Origin of the sequence: Chakrabartyella piscis, assembly GCA_030067835.1 — a bacterium.
GTDB lineage: Bacteria > Bacillota > Clostridia > Lachnospirales > Anaerotignaceae > Chakrabartyella > Chakrabartyella piscis.
The window spans coordinates 748,364-769,030 of the sequence record CP092441.1 but is presented as its reverse complement, the minus strand read 5'-3'; the positions used below and the strand labels follow the sequence as shown (position 1 = coordinate 769,030).

General features: G+C 38.0%; 21 protein-coding genes, 1 tRNA gene and 2 other annotated features. Of the genes, 4 read left to right on the top strand and 18 right to left on the bottom strand.

Annotation, left to right across the window (positions count from 1 at the left end; translation table 11 throughout):
- Positions 1–185: 185 nt before the first annotated feature.
- From MJY40_RS03380 to pepT, 5 genes are all read right to left on the bottom strand, one after another.
- Positions 186–1,058 (bottom strand): MetQ/NlpA family ABC transporter substrate-binding protein, encoded by an 873-nt coding sequence (locus MJY40_RS03380; protein ID WP_317855668.1) that lies wholly within the window; start codon positions 1,056–1,058, stop codon positions 186–188.
- A gap of 178 nt (positions 1,059–1,236) precedes the next feature.
- The gene (locus MJY40_RS03375; protein WP_317855667.1) at positions 1,237–1,914 is read right to left on the bottom strand and encodes a methionine ABC transporter permease; all 678 of its coding nucleotides are present in this window, start codon (positions 1,912–1,914) and stop codon (positions 1,237–1,239) included.
- Complete coding sequence (locus tag MJY40_RS03370; protein ID WP_317855666.1) at positions 1,911–2,939, bottom strand: methionine ABC transporter ATP-binding protein; 1,029 nt, start codon at positions 2,937–2,939, stop codon at positions 1,911–1,913. The genes MJY40_RS03375 and MJY40_RS03370 overlap by 4 nt, the downstream gene beginning before the upstream one ends.
- Positions 2,940–3,019: 80 nt before the next feature.
- Positions 3,020–3,284, bottom strand: a binding site (T-box leader).
- 170 nt (positions 3,285–3,454) lie between these two features.
- On the bottom strand, positions 3,455–4,684 hold the full coding sequence (tyrS, locus tag MJY40_RS03365) for a tyrosine--tRNA ligase (protein WP_334305925.1): 1,230 nt from the start codon (positions 4,682–4,684) through the stop codon (positions 3,455–3,457).
- Positions 4,685–4,823: 139 nt separating this feature from the next.
- Positions 4,824–5,041, bottom strand: a binding site (T-box leader).
- Between the two features lie 52 nt (positions 5,042–5,093).
- On the bottom strand, positions 5,094–6,308 hold the full coding sequence (gene pepT, locus MJY40_RS03360) for a peptidase T (RefSeq protein ID WP_317855664.1): 1,215 nt from the start codon (positions 6,306–6,308) through the stop codon (positions 5,094–5,096).
- A 357-nt stretch (positions 6,309–6,665) separates the two neighbouring features.
- Here pepT and MJY40_RS03355 point away from each other — a divergent pair, with 357 nt between their 5' ends.
- Both MJY40_RS03355 and MJY40_RS03350 read left to right on the top strand, forming a co-directional pair.
- Positions 6,666–7,835, top strand: coding sequence for an IS110 family RNA-guided transposase (locus MJY40_RS03355; RefSeq protein WP_317855663.1), 1,170 nt, complete (start codon positions 6,666–6,668; stop codon positions 7,833–7,835).
- A gap of 274 nt (positions 7,836–8,109) precedes the next feature.
- Positions 8,110–8,661, top strand: coding sequence for a cupin domain-containing protein (locus MJY40_RS03350; protein WP_317855662.1), 552 nt, complete (start codon positions 8,110–8,112; stop codon positions 8,659–8,661).
- 70 nt (positions 8,662–8,731) lie between these two features.
- Here the strand turns inward: MJY40_RS03350 and MJY40_RS03345 are convergent, their stop codons facing one another.
- From MJY40_RS03345 to MJY40_RS03315, 7 genes are all read right to left on the bottom strand, one after another.
- Positions 8,732–9,424: a metallophosphoesterase family protein gene (locus tag MJY40_RS03345; protein ID WP_317855661.1), complete on the bottom strand. Its 693-nt coding sequence runs from the start codon at positions 9,422–9,424 to the stop codon at positions 8,732–8,734.
- Positions 9,425–9,597: 173 nt separating this feature from the next.
- Entirely contained in the window at positions 9,598–10,575 is a 978-nt protein-coding gene (locus tag MJY40_RS03340; RefSeq protein ID WP_317855660.1) for an MBL fold metallo-hydrolase, read from the bottom strand.
- 32 nt (positions 10,576–10,607) lie between these two features.
- Positions 10,608–11,324 (bottom strand): metallophosphoesterase, encoded by a 717-nt coding sequence (locus MJY40_RS03335; RefSeq protein WP_317855659.1) that lies wholly within the window; start codon positions 11,322–11,324, stop codon positions 10,608–10,610.
- Positions 11,325–11,569: 245 nt separating this feature from the next.
- On the bottom strand, positions 11,570–12,313 hold the full coding sequence (locus tag MJY40_RS03330; protein WP_317855658.1) for an amino acid ABC transporter ATP-binding protein: 744 nt from the start codon (positions 12,311–12,313) through the stop codon (positions 11,570–11,572).
- Positions 12,303–13,010 carry an amino acid ABC transporter permease gene (locus MJY40_RS03325; protein ID WP_317856402.1) on the bottom strand — a complete coding sequence of 236 codons (708 nt, stop codon included), beginning with the start codon at positions 13,008–13,010 and terminating at the stop codon, positions 12,303–12,305. Before MJY40_RS03325 ends, MJY40_RS03330 begins: the two co-directional genes overlap by 11 nt.
- Before the next feature lie 164 nt (positions 13,011–13,174).
- A complete protein-coding gene (locus MJY40_RS03320) occupies positions 13,175–14,002 on the bottom strand; it encodes a transporter substrate-binding domain-containing protein (protein ID WP_317855657.1) in 828 nt (275 codons plus the stop codon).
- A 313-nt stretch (positions 14,003–14,315) separates the two neighbouring features.
- Entirely contained in the window at positions 14,316–15,602 is a 1,287-nt protein-coding gene (locus tag MJY40_RS03315; RefSeq protein ID WP_317855656.1) for a chloride channel protein, read from the bottom strand.
- Between the two features lie 146 nt (positions 15,603–15,748).
- Between MJY40_RS03315 and MJY40_RS03310 the strand changes: the two genes are divergently transcribed.
- Positions 15,749–15,821: transfer RNA gene (locus MJY40_RS03310), tRNA-Lys, on the top strand.
- Between the two features lie 199 nt (positions 15,822–16,020).
- Positions 16,021–16,680 carry a helix-turn-helix transcriptional regulator gene (locus tag MJY40_RS03305; protein WP_317855655.1) on the top strand — a complete coding sequence of 220 codons (660 nt, stop codon included), beginning with the start codon at positions 16,021–16,023 and terminating at the stop codon, positions 16,678–16,680.
- Between the two features lie 266 nt (positions 16,681–16,946).
- Here the strand turns inward: MJY40_RS03305 and trmD are convergent, their stop codons facing one another.
- The 6 genes from trmD to ffh all read right to left on the bottom strand — a co-directional run bounded on the left by trmD (position 16,947) and on the right by ffh (position 20,661).
- The gene (trmD, locus tag MJY40_RS03300; RefSeq protein ID WP_317855654.1) at positions 16,947–17,678 is read right to left on the bottom strand and encodes a tRNA (guanosine(37)-N1)-methyltransferase TrmD; all 732 of its coding nucleotides are present in this window, start codon (positions 17,676–17,678) and stop codon (positions 16,947–16,949) included.
- A complete protein-coding gene (gene rimM / locus MJY40_RS03295) occupies positions 17,678–18,184 on the bottom strand; it encodes a ribosome maturation factor RimM (protein ID WP_317855653.1) in 507 nt (168 codons plus the stop codon). Before rimM ends, trmD begins: the two co-directional genes overlap by 1 nt.
- 77 nt (positions 18,185–18,261) lie before the next feature.
- A complete protein-coding gene (locus MJY40_RS03290; RefSeq protein ID WP_317855652.1) occupies positions 18,262–18,618 on the bottom strand; it encodes a four helix bundle protein in 357 nt (118 codons plus the stop codon).
- Positions 18,619–18,787: 169 nt separating this feature from the next.
- Positions 18,788–19,018 (bottom strand): KH domain-containing protein, encoded by a 231-nt coding sequence (locus tag MJY40_RS03285; RefSeq protein WP_317855651.1) that lies wholly within the window; start codon positions 19,016–19,018, stop codon positions 18,788–18,790.
- Between the two features lie 20 nt (positions 19,019–19,038).
- A complete protein-coding gene (gene rpsP, locus MJY40_RS03280; RefSeq protein WP_317855650.1) occupies positions 19,039–19,287 on the bottom strand; it encodes a 30S ribosomal protein S16 in 249 nt (82 codons plus the stop codon).
- 33 nt (positions 19,288–19,320) lie between these two features.
- Positions 19,321–20,661: a signal recognition particle protein gene (gene ffh, locus MJY40_RS03275; protein WP_317855649.1), complete on the bottom strand. Its 1,341-nt coding sequence runs from the start codon at positions 20,659–20,661 to the stop codon at positions 19,321–19,323.
- Between the last annotated feature and the right edge of the window lie 6 nt (positions 20,662–20,667).

Genomic DNA, 20,667 nt, shown 5'->3' with positions numbered 1-20,667 from the left:
TAGGTTGGTTTTTACAATGTATTTTATTTGTTGATATATGGCGGTTGATTCGTGAATCAATCCTACAAGTGCATTTGATTGTTTCGTAATGATGTTTCTTGAACATTATATCATATTATTTCCCATAAAGACAACAATAGGGACAGTTTCCTGCCCCTAGGTTTTGCTGATTTCAAGTTATACTTTTATTTCCAAGCTGGAAGGAAAGCACCTTTGTATGCTTCAAGCAATGTAGCTTCTACTTCGTCTGTGTTGTAAGCTGCTGCAATTTTCAAATAAACTTCGTTGTCTGCATCTTCTGCACGTGCTGCAATGATGTTGAGCAAGTTTGGAAGTGCTGCATTCACATCAGGGTCTACATTTTCTGTGTAGATTGCATCGTTCACACAATCCAAACCAGCTGTGTAAGCGTTACCACCATTGATGATTGCTGCTGCACAGTCAGGCAACAAGTTTGCAAGTGTTGCAGATTCCGCTTCCAAGATTTCGATATCTACAATGTATTCTGTAATATCTGCTTTGGATGGCATTGTGCCTTTTTCTGGATCACAAACAATCAAACCATTTTCTTCAAGCAATTTCAAAGCACGTCCACCATTTGTAGCATCACTAGGGATTGCAATGATGTTGCCATCTTCAATATCAGCCATTGTTGTGATTTGATCTGTATTTGGATAAATGGACAATGGAGCAATCAAAGTGTCACAAATTGCAACGATATCATAACCAGCTGCTGCAATTTCATTTGCCAAGTATGCTTTGTGTTGGAATGCATTCAAATCGATTTCGCCATCAGCCAATGCTCTGTTTGGTGCTGCATAATCTGTGAATTTCACCAATTCTACAACGATATTATCATCTGCCAACAATTCGTTTACTGTATCCCATTGTGCGTTGTATTCGCCTACAACACCCATAGTTACCACGATAGGTTCACTGGATTCTTCTGTTGCTGTTGCATCTGCTGCTGGTGCTGCTTCTTCTGTTGCACTGCTACCACAAGCAGTTACACCAAACACCAATGTTGTTGCCAATGCCAAACTCAATAATTTTTTCATAATATGTTCTCCTTTTCTTTTACTTTTTCGTTTTACATACCCTTTTTGTTTGCGTTTTTACTATATAATATCCCATATTTGGGTTACTACCAAAATAATTTATATTGCGACAATTGATTGCGGTATGGGAAACCCATCCCCTACAATTACATCCCAATTGTTTCATAACGAATACTATTTAATGTGTGGTTTTGTTGATGACAATGTTTCCAACTGCTTGAATGACGCTGACAATCACCAAAATAATCAATACTGTCAGAACTGTCATATCTGTTTTGTGCATTTGGTAACCATAGCGAATTGCAAAGTCACCCAAACCACCAGCACCAATGGCACCCGCCATAGCAGTCAAACCAACCAAGTTGACCAATGTAATCATAGTCACACGTGCAATACTTGGAACACTTTCTCGCAAATATACCTTAAATATAATTTCCATTGGAGAAAATCCCATTGCAGCACTGGCTTCAATCAAACCGTGGTCTGTATCAGAAACTGCTGTTTCTACCTGTCTTGCAAAGAATGGTACTGTACCACAAATGAGAGCCACATAAGCACCCGTTACACCAATGGCAGTGCCTACAACTGCACGACTGACCGGAATCAACAACACCATCAAAATGATAAATGGTATGGATCTAATAACGTCAATTGCTTTGTCCAAAATGCGATATACAATCAAGTTTTGCATAATGCCACCTTGTTTGGTGACCACCAAAACCATACCAAAGAACATCCCTAGTATAAAGAAGAAGATGGAGGAAACACCAAGCATTTGCAAAGTTTGCAAGAAGCATTTGTACAATTCACCAGAAAGTGTTTCCAAATTTGTTGCCATATCTTGAAATAGACTCATTGTTTCAACACCTCCATTTGTACTTGTGTTTCCATATATGCAATGGCTTTTTTCATTTGTTCTGGTTCACCACTTAGGGTAACCACCAATTTGCCAAGGGGTTTGTCCTTCAAATATTCAATATTACCAAAGATGATATTGGCTTGTACATGCAATTCTTCTGCCAAGTAGGAAATCAAAGGTTTGCCAGCATTGACACCAGAATATGTGAGCAATACCATCATTTCACCTTCTTTGACCTGTGCCAATTCATGACCAGATTCCAACATTTCATAGATTTTTTGAATGTTGCTTGCAGAATCCATAAAGTCTTTTGTTACCTTTTGTTGTGGTCTTGCAAAAACAGAAACGGATTCGCCACTTTCTACCACATAACCATTTTCCATGATGGCAACACGATTGCAAATATCTTTCACCACTGCCATTTCATGTGTAATGAGCACAATGGTGATACCCAATGTTTCATTGACCTGTTTCAACAAAGCCAAGATGGATTGTGTGGTTTGTGGGTCCAAAGCACTGGTTGCTTCATCACACAAGAGCACTTTTGGGTCATTTGCCAAAGCTCTTGCAATTGCAACCCTTTGTTTTTGACCACCCGACAATTGAGATGGATATGCATCTTTTTTATCACTGAGTCCAACCAAATCCAAAAGACTCATAATCTTTGCATCCTTTTCAGATTTGCTCAATTTGCTTTTTTGCAAAGGAAATGCAATGTTTTGGTATACGGTTCTGGAACGCATCAAATTGAAATGCTGGAATATCATACCAATTTTCTTACGTTCTTCTCGTAGTTGTTTTTCTGTGATGGCAGTCAAATCCACACCATCTACAATGACTTTGCCACCTGTTGGACGTTCCAATAAATTAATACAACGCACCAATGTGGACTTACCAGCACCAGAGAATCCAATGATGCCAAAAATTTCACCTTTACCAATTTGCAATGTCACATCACTGACTGCGTGTATTGCAAGTTTTCCTTGTGCAAAGGTTTTGCTTACTTGCTCCAACTGAATCATGTATTGCTCCCTTCTCCCATTCTTTCTATTTTTTCTATATATTTCCATAAAAAAAAGCCTTCATCATAATGATATACAATCATTAGGACGAACGCATCAGCTTCGTGGTACCACCTAAATTCATTTGTTTCTCGCAAAACAAACCTTATCCAGTACGTCCTTCCAATAAGGGTTATACTGTAGCACTGTAACGGGTGCATCCGTCATAATCTAACCAACTGCCAAACAATTGCTCAACTATGCGACTCCAAGACCATCTTCATCTACGCATCTTTATCCTGTTCCACCAAATCAGGACTCTCTGTGAAAGTATTTGTTGACTACTCTTCTTTTCTATGTCTTTCCTTTTGAAATTGTTATCATCATAAAATAATTCCTATTGTTTGTCAACTGTTTTTTTTATTTTTATGGATTGCGATACTTTTTTCATAGCAAAACACTTGTTTTTTGTGTATTTTGATAGATACAAAAAGGGTGGATACGAAATCCACCCCTAGCAACTATATATTTGATTCTTATTTCAAAACCACATTGTGGAATACTTTTTTACCTTTTTGTACCAACAAAGTGCCATCTTTGAAGGTTGCTTCTGTGATTTTCATTTCCACATCTTTTGCTGGTTCTTCATTGAGTTTGACACCACCTTGTTGCACTGCACGTCTTGCTTCGGATCTGGATGGAACCACTCCAATGGTTGTAAGCAATGTCAAAATATCCATACCTTCTGCAAAGTCAGCTTTGTCCATTTCTGTAGATGGAACAGAACCTGCAACCACACCTTTACCAAACAATGCTTTTGCTGCTTCTTGTGCTTTTGTTGCTTCTTCTTCACCATGAACGATTTTTGTCAGTTCAAATGCCAAAACTTCTTTTGCTTTGTTGATTTCGCTACCTTCCAAAGCACCCAATCTACGTACTTCATCCATTGGCAAGAATGTCAAAAGACCCAAACAATTTTCAACGTCTTTATCGCCAACATTTCTCCAGTATTGGTAGAAATCATATGGAGATGTTTTTTCTGGATCCAACCACACAGCACCACCAACGGTTTTACCCATTTTGACACCTTCAGAATTGGTCAAAAGTTTGAAAGTCATACCATAAGCAGGTTTGCCAAGTTTACGACGAATCAGCTCCACACCAGCGATGATGTTAGACCATTGGTCATTTCCCCCCAATTCCATAACACAGTTATGACGTTTGTACAATTCGTAGAAATCGTAACCTTGCATAATCATGTAGTTGAATTCCAAGAAAGAAAGACCCATTTCTTTATCCATACGAGATTTGAAACAATCTGCTGCCAACATACGGTTTACAGTGAAATGTGTACCAATATCACGCAAGAATTCGATGTAGTTCAAGTTTCTAAGCCAGTCTGCATTGTTTACAATTGTTGCACTACCATCTTCAAAATTGATGAATCTGGACAATTGTTTTTTGATACAAGCCACGTTATTGTCGATGGTTTCTACTGTCATCATGCTTCTCATATCTGTTTTACCAGATGGATCACCAACCATAGCAGTACCGCCACCCATCAAACAAATTGGATGATTGCCACATCTTTGCATGTGTGCCATAGCCATTACAGTCAAGAAATGACCTACATGCAAACTGTCTGCTGTTGGGTCAATACCAATGTAGAAGCTAACGCCACCTTTTGCAAACAATTCTTTGACTTCTTGTTCATGTGTCAATTGTTCAATAAATCCACGTTCTTGCAATACCTCAAATGCATTCATGTTTTCCATTTTCATTCTCCTTTTCATCCCAATGTATATTATATTTCATTTTCAACAAATTCAGCGGTTCGATGTGGGCATCGACCCCTACAGTCCATTATATTGTATGCTGCTATAAATAAAAAAGGGCTTCTCATCCGTAAAGGACGAGAAAACCCGTGGTACCACCTTAATTTATGTTCATCAAAAGACAAACATCTTCAGACTTTTGTAACGGAAAGCACCCGTTGCATCATTTCCTATGCAAAGCTCATGAGTCGTAATTCACAAAAAATGTACTGTGATTTTTTCAGCAACCAAACCACTCTCTATTTTTGTAACCAAATTTTGCTACTTTTTCTCAATCAAAGCATTTCTACCCTATGAATGTATCATATTCATTTCATAAAGTCAACTTTATTTATGGATTTTACTTTCTTTTTGCACCCAATTCTGCAATCTTTACAATGGTTTCCACTGCTTTTTCCATAGATTTCACTGGAATGAATTCATAGGGTCCATGGAAATTGTGTCCACCTGTAAAAATGTTGGGACATGGTAAATTCATATAGGAAAGTCTTGCTCCATCTGTTCCACCACGAATGGGTCTGATGACTGGTGTTACGCCCACTGCTTCCATTGCTTCTTCTGCCAAATCCACAATATACATACAATCTTTGAAACAAGATGCCATATTTGCATATTCATCTCGAATTTCCAAGGTGATTGCATTTGGATATTGTTCTTTTTTACGATCCACAAGCATGGTCATCATATTTTTGCGATGACCAAAAGTGGTTTCATCAAAATCACGAATGATATATTGCAAAGTTGCAGAAGATACAGTTCCTTGGAAAGATACCAAATGGAAGAAGCCTTCTACACCTTCTGTTTTCGCTGGAATTTCACGTTCAGGAAGCATTGCCACAATTTCAGCACCCAACAACGCTGCATTGACCATAACGTTTTTTGCAGAACCAGGATGTACATTTTTTCCTTTGATGGTGATGGTTGCATGTGCTGCATTGAAGTTTTCATATTGCAATTCGCCAATTTCTCCACCATCGATGGTATAGGCAAAATCTGCTCCAAATGCTTCCACATCAAAGAAATCCACACCTCTACCAATTTCTTCATCTGGCGTAAATCCAATGCGAATTTTACCATGTGGAATTTCAGGATGCGCTTTCAAATATGCCACTGCTGTCAAAATTTCAGCAATACCCGCCTTATCATCTGCACCCAAAAGAGTAGAACCATCTGCTGTGATGATGGTATCACCTATATAATTTTGCAACACAGGAAATTCTTCTGGTGTGATGCTGATGTGGCTCAAAGGAATGCTTCCACCATCGTAATGTTCCACGATATGTGGCATAACCCCAGCACCTTCTGCATCTGGACTGGTATCCATATGGGATATGAAACCAATGGTTGGTGCACCTTCTACCGTTGCAGCCAAAGTTGCCATCACATAACCATAGCGATCCACTGCTATATCTTGCAAACCAATTTCTCTACACTCTTTTGCCAAAAAATCTGCAAATTGCAGTTGCCTATTGGTACTTGGAAAAGTGCTTGCTGTATCATCTGATGTTGTATGGTGCTTTACATATGTCAAAAAGCGTTCTGTTACCTGCTTCATCAACCAATCCTCCTCGTTTTATCATATGGTATTCATTCTACCATCTTTTTTCTAAAAAATCCATCCTAAATTATTCCTCGTATTATATAGTCATAGCTTTTTCTTTACCTTTTCTTAGGTATAAGCTATGCTGATTTAGATACTGTGGATTGGTGAATTCCTCCTACCACTTGATGGTTTAAGTAAGGCTCCAACCACAGTCTCTTTGTTTATTTGTTAATTAGTTAGATACCGCATGACGGTTTATTTAGAACGAGGTTACAATCGCAGAGAGTACCAGTGGTTCCAAACAGTATCATCTCGCAGAACATTATTAGTTCTGCTCGCAAAAATACTTTTAAAATAGGAGATTTATTTATGATTTACGTAGGAATTGATGTTGCTAAAGATAAGCACGATTGTTTTATGACCAACTCTGATGGGGAAATACTTGCAAAAGCATTTACCGTCACAAACAACCGAGATGGATTTGATGAACTTTATCAAAGAGTAGAATCTCTTTCCGATGATTTAACCAAAGTAAAAGTAGGACTTGAAGCCACTGGACACTACAGTTATAACATCTTGGGGTATCTGCTTGATAAAGGTCTAACCACCTATACTATCAACCCGTTACATACAAATCTTTACAGAAAAAGTCTAAGCCTTAGAAAGACGAAAACGGATAAAGTCGATGCCCATACGATTGCTACTATGCTCATGTCTGATGTGAACTTGAAGTCCTACTCAGATACATCATACCACAACGAAGAGCTAAAGTCACTCACTCGTTATCGTTTTGATAAAGTAAAAGAACGGGCAAAATTAAAGACTTCTATTTCTAGGCTTGTAACGATTCTATTTCCTGAATTGGAAAAATTGGTGCCAACACTTCATATCGCATCCGTTTATGCTTTGTTGGTTGAGTTTCCAAGTGCCAAAGCCATTGCTGATGCACATTTGACTAGGTTGACAAATCTTCTTAAAACAGCTTCTAAAGGTCACTATGATAAAAATACGGCTATCCTATTCCGTAATGCAGCCAGAACTTCTATTGGTTCTCATATACCAGCCAAATCATTAGAATTGAAACACACCATTGAACTCATCGAAGTGTTAGATTCTGAAATCGCTGAAATAGAAGTTGAAATCAAAGCTATTGTAGATGAAATGGAATCTCCAATCCTAACCATACCTGGAATCAGTTATCGCATGGGTGCAATGATTCTTGCAGAGATTGGTGATTTTTCTAGGTTTGATTCTCCAGATAAGATTTTAGCTTATGCGGGGTTATCACCGTCCACCTATCAATCTGGTCAGCTAGAATCTTCCCATTCTAAAATGGAAAAACGAGGTTCTCGCTACCTGCGATACGCATTATTTAATGCCACAATCTATGTTTGTCATTGGGATCCAACATTTAAGGCATACCTAGCTAAAAAACGTGCCGAAGGAAAACATTATTATGTCGCCATTTCCCACGCCGCCAAAAAGCTTGTAAGAGTAATTTATCAACTGGAAAAAACACGAGAAGCATATATAAAGTGACCTGATTCGTTTTATCAAATATCTCCTAATTTGAGCACCTATAGAGATGCTCTATTTGTCATGCAGTTTTCAATGTTCAATATCTATCTGAAATACATTTCTGTAATTCATTCAAAAACTTTCATTTTAGACTTGACTTTTAATAGTTAGTCTTACTTTTTCTACAATTATAAGACTTTTCTATACAAAAAATAAGAAATGACTTTCATTTGCATTGTTTCTATGGGCATTTGGTGGTAAACTATGTCTAACATCAATAGAAAGGGGTTTTTCTATGGAAATCAAAATTGGTTCCAAATTGCGTGAATTACGTACGCAGAAGAAAATGAGTATTGCAGAATTATCCAAATTATCCGAAGTGAGTACAGGACTCATCAGCCAAATTGAACGTGACTTGGTGGTGCCTTCTGTCATCAGTTTATATCGACTTGCACTTGCATTGAAAACAGATTTGAACTATTTCTTTGTGGAACAAGCCAAGATGGATGGTGATATCATCCGAAATGGTGAACATCGCATTTTATCCATGAATCATGATTATTCATTTTATAAATTGTTGACACCTAATAACAGTTCACGTTCCTTGGATATGATTGAAGTACGCATCCAACCTGGTGGCACCTACGAAGAAGCAGGTCTGTGTCATGAAGGTGAAGAATGTGGTTATGTCATTAAGGGCACTTTGACACTTGCTCTCAATGGTCAAGATTACACCTTGTACGAAGGTGACAGCATTACTTTCAAAAGCACTTTGCCACATAGATACAAAAATCTATCCAATGAAGAATGTGTTTCTGTTTGGTCTATGACACCAAAATTCTTCTAATACCACTACATAAAAAGGCGGAGTTGCGCCACTGCAACCCCACCTCATTGTGGTAAAATCCATATTCTGTTCAAATAATTTCTACAACACTGGTATATACACCTTCCAATTTGCTTGTGATTTTTTGATCCACATGCATATGCCCAAAATACCATTTCTGAAACCTTGGAAACTGTTCTATGAAGCGATACCATTCATCCAAATTCTTTGGAAACATATAATCTGCATCCATAGGTTTGTCTCTGGCAATACATCCTCTGGCAAACAAAGGTGGTTCATGTGTAATGATATAGTCAATTTCATTTCCAAATGCCTGCAATTGTTGTGCTCCATATGCAATTTCTGCAAGTGTTGGCTCTTCTGCTTTCCACCAACTGATGCCTTCTTCTCGTCTATCTTTATCCACAGATCTTGCACCACCAAATACAAAGAACTGCTTCTCATAAATGGAATACACTTCTCCACGCATCAAATGATACACACGTTCTCCAATACGATGTGCTTTGCTACCATTCCAAGTGCAAACCTCCATAGCATTCAACAAATCGTGATTTTCATGGTTGCCATCTACAAATGCAATAATTCCTGGAAATATTTGCTGCAATGTCGCAATTTTATACCCATAATTTGCATCCCAAACATAGCCAGCATCCCCTGCAATGAGCAAAATGTCTGTATCGAATAGTTCCTTTGTTTCTGCCAAATAAAACAAATGACTAAAGGTTCCATGCATGTCTCCTGTTACCAAAATTCTTCCTGTCATATCAAACCTCTAGGCAATACCGCATAACCCTGGTTGCAAAATTTGCGAGTGGATTTTTTTGTCACAATTATCAAAAAACGGAAACGATATCGGAAATATCGTCGAGTATTTTTGGTGGTTCTGACGGGGAAATAAACCGCAAAGGTTGTGATAGGGGGTTGTTCGGTGTTACCCTAGTTATTTTTGTAGTAATAAATGCCATTTCTTTCTTCACGTATGATTTTACCAGTAAAATACAAATATTGCAAATGGGAAATTGCTTCACCTGTTGCAAACCATTTTTGTGGTTCTGGAAAGTCTTCCCAAGATTTGCAATCAATTTCCCAGGTCATATCCCTTGCAACCATATAACTGGTTTTCCATTCATTTTTCAAAATATATATCACTTCTTCCAAACGTTCTTTGTGGTGCTGTTGCAATTCCTCTATACGTGCATACATATTGGAAATGGGTGTTCCATGTGCTGTCAAAAGCAAATCCACTTCCAATTTTGCAATTTTATCCAAGCTCTGCAAATAATCAGCCAAAGGGTTTTCTACACCCAATTCAATGCAAATATTTGGTGTGATGGTACCCAAAATATGATCGCCACAAATCAAAATTTTGTGTTTTCTATTGTACAAACAAGCGTGTCCTGGTGTGTGTCCCGGTGTCAAAATCACTTCCCAAGCATAACCACCATAGGATAGGATTGTCCCCTCATCAACATAGGTGAAATCCACTCTTTTTTCATGACAATATTTTCTACCTGGGTGAATGTCTGTGTTGCGACCAAATCTTGCTTTTGGGAATCCAAATTTGATAAACAAATCATCCAAAATACGCCAATATAAGTTACCCACTTCAAAATTGATCAATTCACCATCCACTTCACTGGCATAAATCTTGCTTTCTTTGGTGGAAAATTGTGGAACCAAACCACAATGGTCTGAATGCAAATGTGTAATGAACAAATCCACATCCACAATTCCAAGTGTATCAAATGCATCTTGTAACGCTTCTTCACATTCTGGTCTGTTGAACCCTGTATCAATGACCAAACTCTTTTCTGATCCTTCTCCAAGCAAAATATAGCTATTGATTTCTCGCAAAGGATTGTTTGGCAAAGGTACCACTTTCTGATAAATTCGTTCTGCAACTTTTGTCAGCATATACTTTCCTCCAAATCATGGGTTCAGAAAATTTATATTTCAGTGACAACAAATGTACTATAATATCTTTCACCAGTATGCAAGCACAAACAGCCAAGTCTACCTTTGCCATCTGTGTAAGCACAACCACAATCAATACCAATCATATTTTCATATTCGTATATTTCATAATGCTCTTTGTTGTCTACATCCTCATCGTATTTTTTGGTGCAAACATGACCAAACACAACCGTTTGATTTTCCAATTGGTACCATATTCTCATTTTATCCCAAATGGTTTGGTCTTGTAAGGGCATAGAATAAATCCCATAAGACATAGCTCCTTGTGTTTTGGTGGCTGGAAGATATGGTCTACCATGTACCAAATAGTATTTTTTACCATTGGCAACAACGGTTTTTCGATATTTACAACCTTCCAAAAAAACTCTCAATTCTGCTCGTCTACGTTTGGGCAATGCAATGAAATGTTCATATGTCACCAAACCACCATTATACATCCATAACGTATAATCATTGTTTTCTATTGCTTGTAACATCATCAATTCGTGGTTTCCCATCAAAAGTTCAATTTTATCTTTGTTTTTCATAATGTGTTGCAAGATGCGAATGCCACCAACACCACGATCCACAACATCACCTATAATGTATAGCTTATCCCTTTTTCCAAAATCATCAAAGCCAATTTGCTCCAACATATCAAAATAAGCATCTTCTCGTCCATGAATATCCGACATAACATATGTTTTCATTGTATCACCACCTGTATCTTTTGTATTTTCTTATTTTTTTAGTATGATATCATCATACCACCTTTCACAAAGAAAAACAATTCTCTTTTAGAAAATATTATCCATATAGTCGTGGGTGGATGTGGGCACCCACCCCTATAAAATAGAACTACATGAATGCTTGTAGGGACAGATTCCATATCTGTCCGCAATTCCTTGCACAAAAAAAGAGGCTGATCTCATATCAACCTCTTGCTTCTTAATTCTTACAAAACCTTTGCCAAGAATGTTTGCAAACGTTCACTTTTTGGTGCATCAAAGATTTCTTCTGGTGTGCCTTCTTCCACTTGTTTGCCAGCATCCATAAACATAACCCTTGTAGCCACTTCTCTTGCAAAGCCCATTTCGTGTGTTACCACAACCATGGTCATATTTTCATGTGCCAATTGTTTCATAACTTCCAAAACTTCACCAACCATTTCAGGATCAAGTGCAGAAGTTGGTTCATCAAAGAGCATCACTTCTGGTTGCATACACAAAGCACGCACAATTGCAATTCTTTGTTTTTGACCACCAGACAATTGAGATGGATATGCATTGGCACGATCCCCCAAGCCAACACGTTCCAAAAGACCCATAGCCAATTCAGTTGCTTCTGCTTCGCTTTTCTTTTGCAACTTCATAGGTGCAATGATCATATTTTTCAAAATGGTCATATGAGGGAACAAGTTGAAATGTTGGAACACCATGCCCATTTTTTGACGATGGATATTGATGTTTACCTTTGGATCTGTAATGTTGGAACCATCGAAATAAATATTGCCACCAGTTGGTTTTTCCAAAAGGTTGAGACAACGAAGGAATGTTGATTTTCCTGAACCAGAAGGTCCAATGACCACCACAACTTCACCTTTTTTGATTTCTGTGTTGATTCCATCCAAAGCTTTGATGGCACCACCATTGTAATATTTTTGCACACTTTCTACTTCAATCAAAACATTATCTTTCACTGTTACGCAACCTCCTTTCCAACTTCGCTACAAGCCATGTGAAGAACATAACCATAACCAAGTAAATCAACGCCACACCAATCAGTGGCATAAACGCGGAATAGGTTCTACTTCTAATGATATCCCCTGCTTTGGTCAAATCTTGCAACGCAACATAACCAGCAACAGAAGTTTCTTTCAACAATACAATAAATTCATTTGCCAATGCAGGCAATACGTTTTTGAATGCCTGTGGAATGATGATATAGATCATTGTTTGTGGATAATTGAATCCCAAACTTCTACCAGCTTCAAATTGACCTTCATCAACAGACATAATACCACTACGTACAATTTCTGCAACATAAGCACCGGAGTTGATCCCAAACGCCAAAACAGAAACCATAATTTTGTTGTTGGAAGATGCAAAGATGATATAGTACATAATCATCAATTGCACTACAACAGGTGTTCCACGAATCACTGTCAAGTACAGTCTACTGATTGCATTCAAGATGCCCAAAACCACTTTACCAACACCCATAGGCATATCTTTGTTGTTTTTGTCATATGTTGAACGAATAATTGCTACCAAAATACCTACAACAATACCCAATAGAACTGCCAAAAAAGTAACTTTCAATGTCACTTGCAAGCCATCTACAAGATACTTCCAACGATTGTCCTGAATGAAATTCAAATCAAATTGTGCTTGCATATCTGCGAACCACTCAGCCAAAAAAATCCCTCCTCTTTCTCTTTGTCATAGGGAAATTTTCAGCTCACCTTGAATAAACGCCCGAAAAGCCCCGCAATGGAAAACCATTACGGAGCAATTCTTCATCCAAGAGCAACCAGTGCCCCTATTGTTTCTAGTGTAACTTATTCAGCAGAAATATATTTGTCAATAATTGCTGCTACAGTACCATCTGCAATCAATTCTTGCAAAGCACCATTTACTTCTTCTGTCAATTCGCTATCTTTTGCGAAAGCAATTGCATATTCTTCAACTGCATATTCAGAATCCAAAATTGCCAAACCTTCTGTTGCAGCAACAAATTCTTTTGCTGGTTCATTGTCGATGATTACACAGTCAAGTTTGCCTGCAATCAAAGCTTGAACAGCATCAGCACCTTTGTTGTAACGGTCGATTGTAGCCAAGCCAGCATCTTCCAAATCCCATGTAGCATACAAGTCACCAGTTGTACCTGTTTGAACACCAATACCATAGCTTGCATCATCAGCAAACAAATCGTCTACACTTGTGATTGCAGAACCTTCTGCAACGATAACCACTTGCACGCCTGTTGCATAAGAATCAGAGAAATCAACGCTTTGCATTCTTTCTTCTGTTACAGTCATACCAGCCATACCAAAGCTTGCTTTGCCACTTGTTACAGCAGGAATGATGGAATCAAACAACATATCTTCGATCATGAAGTCATAACCCAATTTTGTTGCGATTGCTTCTGCGATTTCAGCATCGATACCAATGATTGCATCACCTTCGTGATATTCATATGGAGGGAACTCTGCATTTGTTGCCATAATCAAAGTACCTTTGGATTCTTCTTCTACCACTGCTTCTTCTTCAACTGCTGCATCTGTGCTTTCTGCTGGAGCTGCTGCTTCACTGCTGGAGCTGCTGCCACAACCTACCAAAGCTGCTGTCAAAGACATAACCATTACTGTTGCAAATAATTTTTTCATTCTATTTTTCCTCCCATTTTTGTGTTTCTTTTACATACCTTTTGTTACATGCCCTTTTACCTCACATAATTTGTAAAGTATGTTGATAATTATACCTGTTATCTGCATAAAATGCAATACCAAACTTTCACTATAAATTCATAAATTCAACATAAATTTTATACACTTTTCATATCCAACAGAAAAAACCACGAACTTTCTTTGTTTTTGTGTCTATATTTTTTACATATACCCATATTGTGCCATTCACAAGAACGCATAATTATTCGTATAAACATTGCATATACATAATTTTTATGAATTGTACTGATTTTTATACTACATTTTTGTCGATAAACTCAGGTTTTACCTTGGAATACATGATTTTTTGCTCATTGTATAAACCATAATAGCCAGATAACATATAACTGATGGCACAACACAATGCGTAATAGCCCAAACCTTCCATACCAAAGAGTTCAATACACAAAATCAAAGATGCCAATGGACAATTTGTCACGCCACAGAACACAGCCATCATACCAAGTCCTGCTGCAAAGGAAGGATCCAATCCCAAAACATTGCCCATAACACAACCAAATGTTGCACCTACAAAGAAGGAGGGTACAATTTCGCCACCCTTATAGCCAGCACCCAAAGTCAATGCTGTAAAGAGAATCTTCAATAAAAAGGCTTCTGGGTTTGCTTCCCCTGCAACTGCTCTCTGGATCACATCCATGCCAGCACCATTGTAATCATAGGTACCCACCAAAAATGTCAATATAATGACAATACAACCACCTACAACTGGTTGCAACCAAGGATTTGTAATACGTTTTTTGTACGCATGAGATGTTTTCTCCATTACAACACAAAATAGAATGCTGACCACAGCACAAAGAGCTGCCAAAATACCAACGGATACAGTGCCTTGTATGGTAATGCTTTCTGGCACACCAGTCAATGTGAATGCAGTTGGAGCAAATCCAAACCAAGACGCCAAACCAACAGCAACCAAAGCAGAAATGACACATGGAACCAATGCAGAATAATGCATGATACCAACGGTAATCACTTCCATGGCAAATACAACAGATGTGATGGGTGTACCAAACAATGCAGCAAACCCAGCAGCCATACCACACATGGTGATGATGCGTTCATCCTTTTCATTGAGCTGAATTTTACGACCCAATCTGGAAGCAATGCTACCACCAATTTGCAATGCTGCACCTTCACGACCAGCAGAACCACCAAATAAATGGGTGATGACTGTACTGATGTAAATGAGTGGTGTTCTACGCAAATATACCGCTTCATTTGCACGTACAGCAACCAAAATAAAATTGGTTCCTTTGTCTTTGTGAATCCCACACAAACGATACAATCCCACAATCAAAAGCCCACCAATAGGCAAACCCCAAATCAATTGTGGATGATGCATACGTATTTCTGTCACTTCTTCCAGCACCCAATGGAAAGAAACGCCAACAAGTCCAACCAAAACGCCAACAACAATCCCAACCAATATCCATTTGATGCAAGTACCAAAAACATTTGGACTATCCTTCGCAAAATTTTTCATTTCATACCACAAAAGTTCCAACTCCTTATCAGACACATAATCCCTCATTATACTCTAATTATAGTATACATGAGGAAATGGTCTTCTTTCAAGGCATTTTTCGTCATTTCTTGCATTAGAAAAAAAACATAAATTGCCTATTGACAAGCTGGGGTATTTGTTATATACTAATTGAGCGTTACGGGTCGCTAGCTCAGTTGGTAGAGCACTGGACTTTTAATCCAGGTGTCCCGGGTTCGAACCCCGGGCGACTCATCTCAAGATCATTCTATTTGGAATGGTCTTTTTTTATGGAATTTTCTTACTATTTTCTTCTTGAAATATACTCCATTTTTCGATATACTAGAAAGAAATCATTTTGCGTTATCTTCTACAAACTATTTTGCACATAAGACAAATATATAAATGTACAATCCATTTGGCAATAGGCTATTCTGGATTTAAGGAGGTATTTATGGAAAATTCCAACCATTCGCTTACAAAAAAAGATTTGGAAACGCTGAATTCTTACATACATGTTGCAGAAGCCACTGCTGATTTTTGGGGTGATTGCTGCGAAGTGGTTGTACACAATTTAGAGAATTTAGACCATTCTGTTATGTTTATTCTCAATGGTCATCTTTCCAATAGACAAGCTGGTGCTGCCATTTCCGATGTCACACTATCCTTTTTGAATCGTATGATTTCAGAACCAGACCTGCATCATTTATATTATTTTGCCAAAAACAACAATGGTGAATCCTTCAAAGCTTCCATGTGTGCCATTTATGGTGAAAATAAGAACATCATTGGTTTGTTTTGTATGAATTTATATATGTCTACACCAATCTCTGCTTTTGTTCGTTGTATGGTGCCTGAAGAAAATGCGAAACAAGAAAGTTTGTCTGAAAACTTCGTGGAAGATACAAAGGAATTGATGCTCACTGCTTTGGAAGATGCAAAAAAAGCTGTTTATAGCAATCTTTCCATTCTTCCTTCCAATAAAAATAAGGAAATTGTGGCATTGTTGCACCAAAAAGGTATTTTCAACTTGAAAGATTCTGTGATCACCATTGCAGAACAATTGGGTATCTCCAAAAACACAGTATATATGCATATTCGTAATTTGAAATAATATAGTATCATGTGTAGTGGCTATTGTTGGCGGGATATCATCCCCTACAAATACACATATCTTATATGCTGTCATCCTGAATGAAATGAAGGATCTTGGTTTTTACTGGAAGATGCTATCTTCCCCTACATTATGATGTGTCCTATATAAACTCATTTCCCAAATCCCAAACAAAAAGGACATGTTCATGTACCGACCTCCTAACTGTTAAACTTTTTAGGTCTAACTTTTGGGGTCACCACATCATCATGTCCTTAAATTTTATTTTATAACAAACCATTTTCTTTCAAAAATTGAATGTCTTTTTTTGTCAATTCTGCTATTTCCAAAAGATCCGGTCTCTTCTTTGCAGTACGCAACAAAGATTGTTCACGTCTCCATTTGTCTACATTGCCATGATGCCCACTGAGCAACACTGGTGGCACTTCCTTATCCATAAACACAGGTGGTCTTGTGTATTGTGGATACTCCAATAAACCTTCTGAAAAGCTTTCATCTGCAAAGGATTCTGCTTTGCCCAAAACACCTTCTTGCAAACGTGAAATGGCATCAATCATGGTGATGGCAGCAAGTTCCCCGCCCGTCAACACAAAATCACCAAGGGACACTTCATCTGTGACAATCTCTTCTATGACACGTTCGTCAATGCCTTCATAATGACCACAAAGAAATACAAGGGTTTCTTCCTTTGCAAACTCTTCTGCCAAACGTTGTGTAAAGGGTCTACCTTGTGGTGTCATAAATAGGACTCTAGCACCTTTGGCACGTGGCAAAATGCTTTGATAGGCATCATAAATGGGCTGTGGTTGCATCACCATGCCAGCGCCACCGCCATATGGATAATCATCTACTTTTAGATGTTTGTTTGTGGTATAATCTCTGATTTGAATTCCTTCAATGGAAACATGACCTTCTTTTTGTGCTCTACCCAAAATGCTATGGGATAAGGTATCCATGACCATTTCTGGAAACAAAGTCAGTACAAAGAATTTTTTCATTATCTCAATCCTTCTAATAAGTGTACTGTCATTTTTTTATTTGGGATATCTATGTCCAAAATACAATCTTTGATGGCAGGAATCAAAAGCTCTTTTGCATCACCCAATTGCACACCATACACATCATTTGCACCTGTTACATATACTTCCACCAATTTACCAAGGTTTTCACCATCTTCTGTGAATACATCAATACCAAACAAATCACGTGTGTAGTATTCATCTTCTTCCAAAGGAATTGCTTTTTCTTCTGGGATTAAGATACGTGCAGTTTTGTACGTTTCAGCCACATTGATGTCTGTAATTTCTTTGACAGTGAGCAAAATCATATTTTTTTGATACGCCACCTTTTGGATGTGTACCACTTCTTCTTTGCCAGCAAGTTCAATGACCACCTCTTTGAGTTTTTCAAAACGAGTTGGGTCCTGTGTTGTTGGAAATACACGGAATGTACCACGAATGCCATGGGTACCTGTAATTTTTCCAATTTCAAAATAATGTTCCATATTGACTCTCCTTTCACTCCCCTCAATGGAGAGTAACTAATGACTAAGGGTGAATGGTGAATAACTTTTTCACTGCATCACCCATTCTTACTTGTGTTCAAAGTTGCAATTAGCATTCTTTTAATAGAAGTATTTTTCTCTTTGATTACATTAAATTTATAATCAAAATAGCCAGTTGCTTCAAGTATTTTGATCCAATATTCAGTTTCAGAACATTCTTTTAATGCAATTTGCATTTTGGCAATAAAATCTGGTTTACTGACTGCATAATACGCTTCATGGATATTGGCTCCAATACTCGTGCCACTTCTTAAAATTTGCCTTGACATAACAAATTCCTTTTTTTCACCTGCTAACCACTTATAATAACCCACTATCTCTATAGATAAATCTATCGAATATTTTGCAAGTTCACTATTTGCGCCCATAGTCATTCACCATTCACCTTTAGTTCTTAACCCCTTAAGTCCTTCACCATTCATCTTTAGCTCTTAGCCTCTTAAGTCCTTCACCATTCATCTTTAGCTTTTAGTCTTTTATTTCACTTCAGGTGAAATAAAAAACAGGCAAGGTGTTTCCACCCTGCCACATTCTCTCAAATGATTATTGCACAATTTCTACAATAATTTTTTTATCTTCATGTACACCAGATGCTTTGACAACAGTTCTGATTGCTTTTGCAATTCTGCCTTGTTTTCCAATGACTTTACCCATATCTTCTGGGGCAACTTTCAACTCAAGTACCAAAGCACGTTCGTTTTCAGTTTGTGTCACTTGCACCTTATCTGGAGAATCCACGAGATTTTTTGCTATGACTTCCAATAATTCTTTCATAACCTGCCCTCGCTTTCGGATTATTCACCGATCACGCCAGCTTTTTTCAACAAAGCTTTTGCTGTTTCGGAAGGTTGTGCACCATTTGCAAGCCATTTGTTAGCTGCTTCGCCATCTACTTTCAAAACCACTGGTTCTTTAGTAGGGTCGTAGTAACCAATTTCTTCGATGGATTTACCATTTCTTGCTGTTCTGGAATCTGCAACAACGATTCTATAGAAAGGAGCTTTTTTAGCACCCAATCTTTTCAATCTAATTCTTACTGCCATTTCTTTCACCTCCTAAGTTAATTGAACATTATTTTATCGGAAAAAAGGAAGTTTTCCTTTCTTACCTTTTTGCATGTTGTTCATTTGCTTCATCATTTTTTTCATTTCTTCAAATTGTTTCAGCAAACGATTGACTTCGGCAATGCTTCTACCAGAGCCATTTGCAATTCTTTTTTTTCTGGGACCATTCAAAATGGAAGGATTTTGTCTTTCCTTTTTGGTCATAGAAAGGATGATTGCTTCTGTTTTTGCCATTTCTTTGTTGGCATCCACACCTTGCATGGCTTTTTCCAAGTTCAAACCATTCATACCAGGCATCATACCAAGCAAATCCCCCAAAGGACCCATTTTCTTGATTTGTTGCATTTGCACCAAAAAGTCCTCTAAGGTAAAGTCATTGGAACGCATTTTTTTCTGCAATTCCATTGCTTCTTTTTCATCAATTGTATCTTGCACCTTATCGATAAGAGAAAGTACATCCCCCATACCCAAGATACGAGAAGCCATACGGTCTGGATAAAATGGTTCCAAATCTTCCATTTTTTCACCCATACCAATGTATTTAATGGGTTTGTTGGTCACATGACGCACAGATAATGCAGCACCACCACGGGCGTCGCCATCCAGCTTTGTCATAATGATACCATCTACACCCAGTTGGCTATCAAAGCTTGCAGCTACTGTCACTGCATCTTGACCAGTCATCGCATCTACAACCAACAAAATTTCTTGTGGGCGTACTGCTGTTTTGATGTCCTTCAATTCTTGCATCAATTCCTCATTGACGTGTAAACGACCTGCGGTATCGATGAGAAGTACATCATGATGATGTTCTTTTGCATATTCCAAGGCTTTTTCTGAGATTTCCACTGGATTCACACCAGTGCCCATTTCAAATACAGGAAGGTTGTATGTTTTTCCAACCACCTGCAATTGTTTGATTGCTGCTGGACGATAGACGTCACAAGCAACCAACATAGGATTTTTTCCTTGTTTACGAAGTTGACCAGCAAGTTTACCTGTGCTTGTTGTTTTACCAGCACCTTGCAAACCTACCATCATATATACAGTTGGTGGTCGATTGGAAAATGTCAGGCGACTTTGGGTACTACCCATCAACTCCACCAATTCTTCATTTACAATCTTGATGACTTGTTGACCAGGATTGAGCCCTTCGAGCACTTCCACACCAACGGATCTTTCTGTTACTTTTTTGATGAATTCCTTTACAATCTTGAAATTCACATCCGCTTCCAGAAGTGCAATTTTGACTTCTCGCATTGCCACTTTGACATCATCTTCTGTCAAAACACCTTTGCCACGGAGTTGTTTGAATACATCTTGCAATTTTGCGGAAAGATTTTCAAAAGCCATAAACGC

Bases quoted from the DNA above. Each gene is read 5' to 3' on its own strand.
- trmD (WP_317855654.1), bottom strand. From the start codon at position 17,678: ATGAAAAAATTCTTTGTACTGACTTTGTTTCCAGAAATGGTCATGGAT.
- ffh (WP_317855649.1), bottom strand. From the start codon at position 20,661: ATGGCTTTTGAAAATCTTTCCGCAAAATTGCAAGATGTATTCAAACAA.
- MJY40_RS03305 (WP_317855655.1), top strand. From the start codon at position 16,021: ATGGAAAATTCCAACCATTCGCTTACAAAAAAAGATTTGGAAACGCTG.
- MJY40_RS03345 (WP_317855661.1), bottom strand. From the start codon at position 9,424: ATGACAGGAAGAATTTTGGTAACAGGAGACATGCATGGAACCTTTAGT.
- MJY40_RS03325 (WP_317856402.1), bottom strand. From the start codon at position 13,010: ATGCAAGCACAATTTGATTTGAATTTCATTCAGGACAATCGTTGGAAG.
- pepT (WP_317855664.1), bottom strand. From the start codon at position 6,308: ATGAAGCAGGTAACAGAACGCTTTTTGACATATGTAAAGCACCATACA.
- rimM (WP_317855653.1), bottom strand. From the start codon at position 18,184: ATGGAACATTATTTTGAAATTGGAAAAATTACAGGTACCCATGGCATT.
- tyrS (WP_334305925.1), bottom strand. From the start codon at position 4,684: ATGAATGCATTTGAGGTATTGCAAGAACGTGGATTTATTGAACAATTG.
- MJY40_RS03350 (WP_317855662.1), top strand. From the start codon at position 8,110: ATGGAAATCAAAATTGGTTCCAAATTGCGTGAATTACGTACGCAGAAG.
- MJY40_RS03340 (WP_317855660.1), bottom strand. From the start codon at position 10,575: ATGCTGACAAAAGTTGCAGAACGAATTTATCAGAAAGTGGTACCTTTG.
- MJY40_RS03380 (WP_317855668.1), bottom strand. From the start codon at position 1,058: ATGAAAAAATTATTGAGTTTGGCATTGGCAACAACATTGGTGTTTGGT.
- MJY40_RS03290 (WP_317855652.1), bottom strand. From the start codon at position 18,618: ATGACTATGGGCGCAAATAGTGAACTTGCAAAATATTCGATAGATTTA.
- rpsP (WP_317855650.1), bottom strand. From the start codon at position 19,287: ATGGCAGTAAGAATTAGATTGAAAAGATTGGGTGCTAAAAAAGCTCCT.
- MJY40_RS03370 (WP_317855666.1), bottom strand. From the start codon at position 2,939: ATGATTCAGTTGGAGCAAGTAAGCAAAACCTTTGCACAAGGAAAACTT.
- MJY40_RS03320 (WP_317855657.1), bottom strand. From the start codon at position 14,002: ATGAAAAAATTATTTGCAACAGTAATGGTTATGTCTTTGACAGCAGCT.
- MJY40_RS03335 (WP_317855659.1), bottom strand. From the start codon at position 11,324: ATGAAAACATATGTTATGTCGGATATTCATGGACGAGAAGATGCTTAT.
- MJY40_RS03355 (WP_317855663.1), top strand. From the start codon at position 6,666: ATGATTTACGTAGGAATTGATGTTGCTAAAGATAAGCACGATTGTTTT.
- MJY40_RS03285 (WP_317855651.1), bottom strand. From the start codon at position 19,018: ATGAAAGAATTATTGGAAGTCATAGCAAAAAATCTCGTGGATTCTCCA.
- MJY40_RS03375 (WP_317855667.1), bottom strand. From the start codon at position 1,914: ATGAGTCTATTTCAAGATATGGCAACAAATTTGGAAACACTTTCTGGT.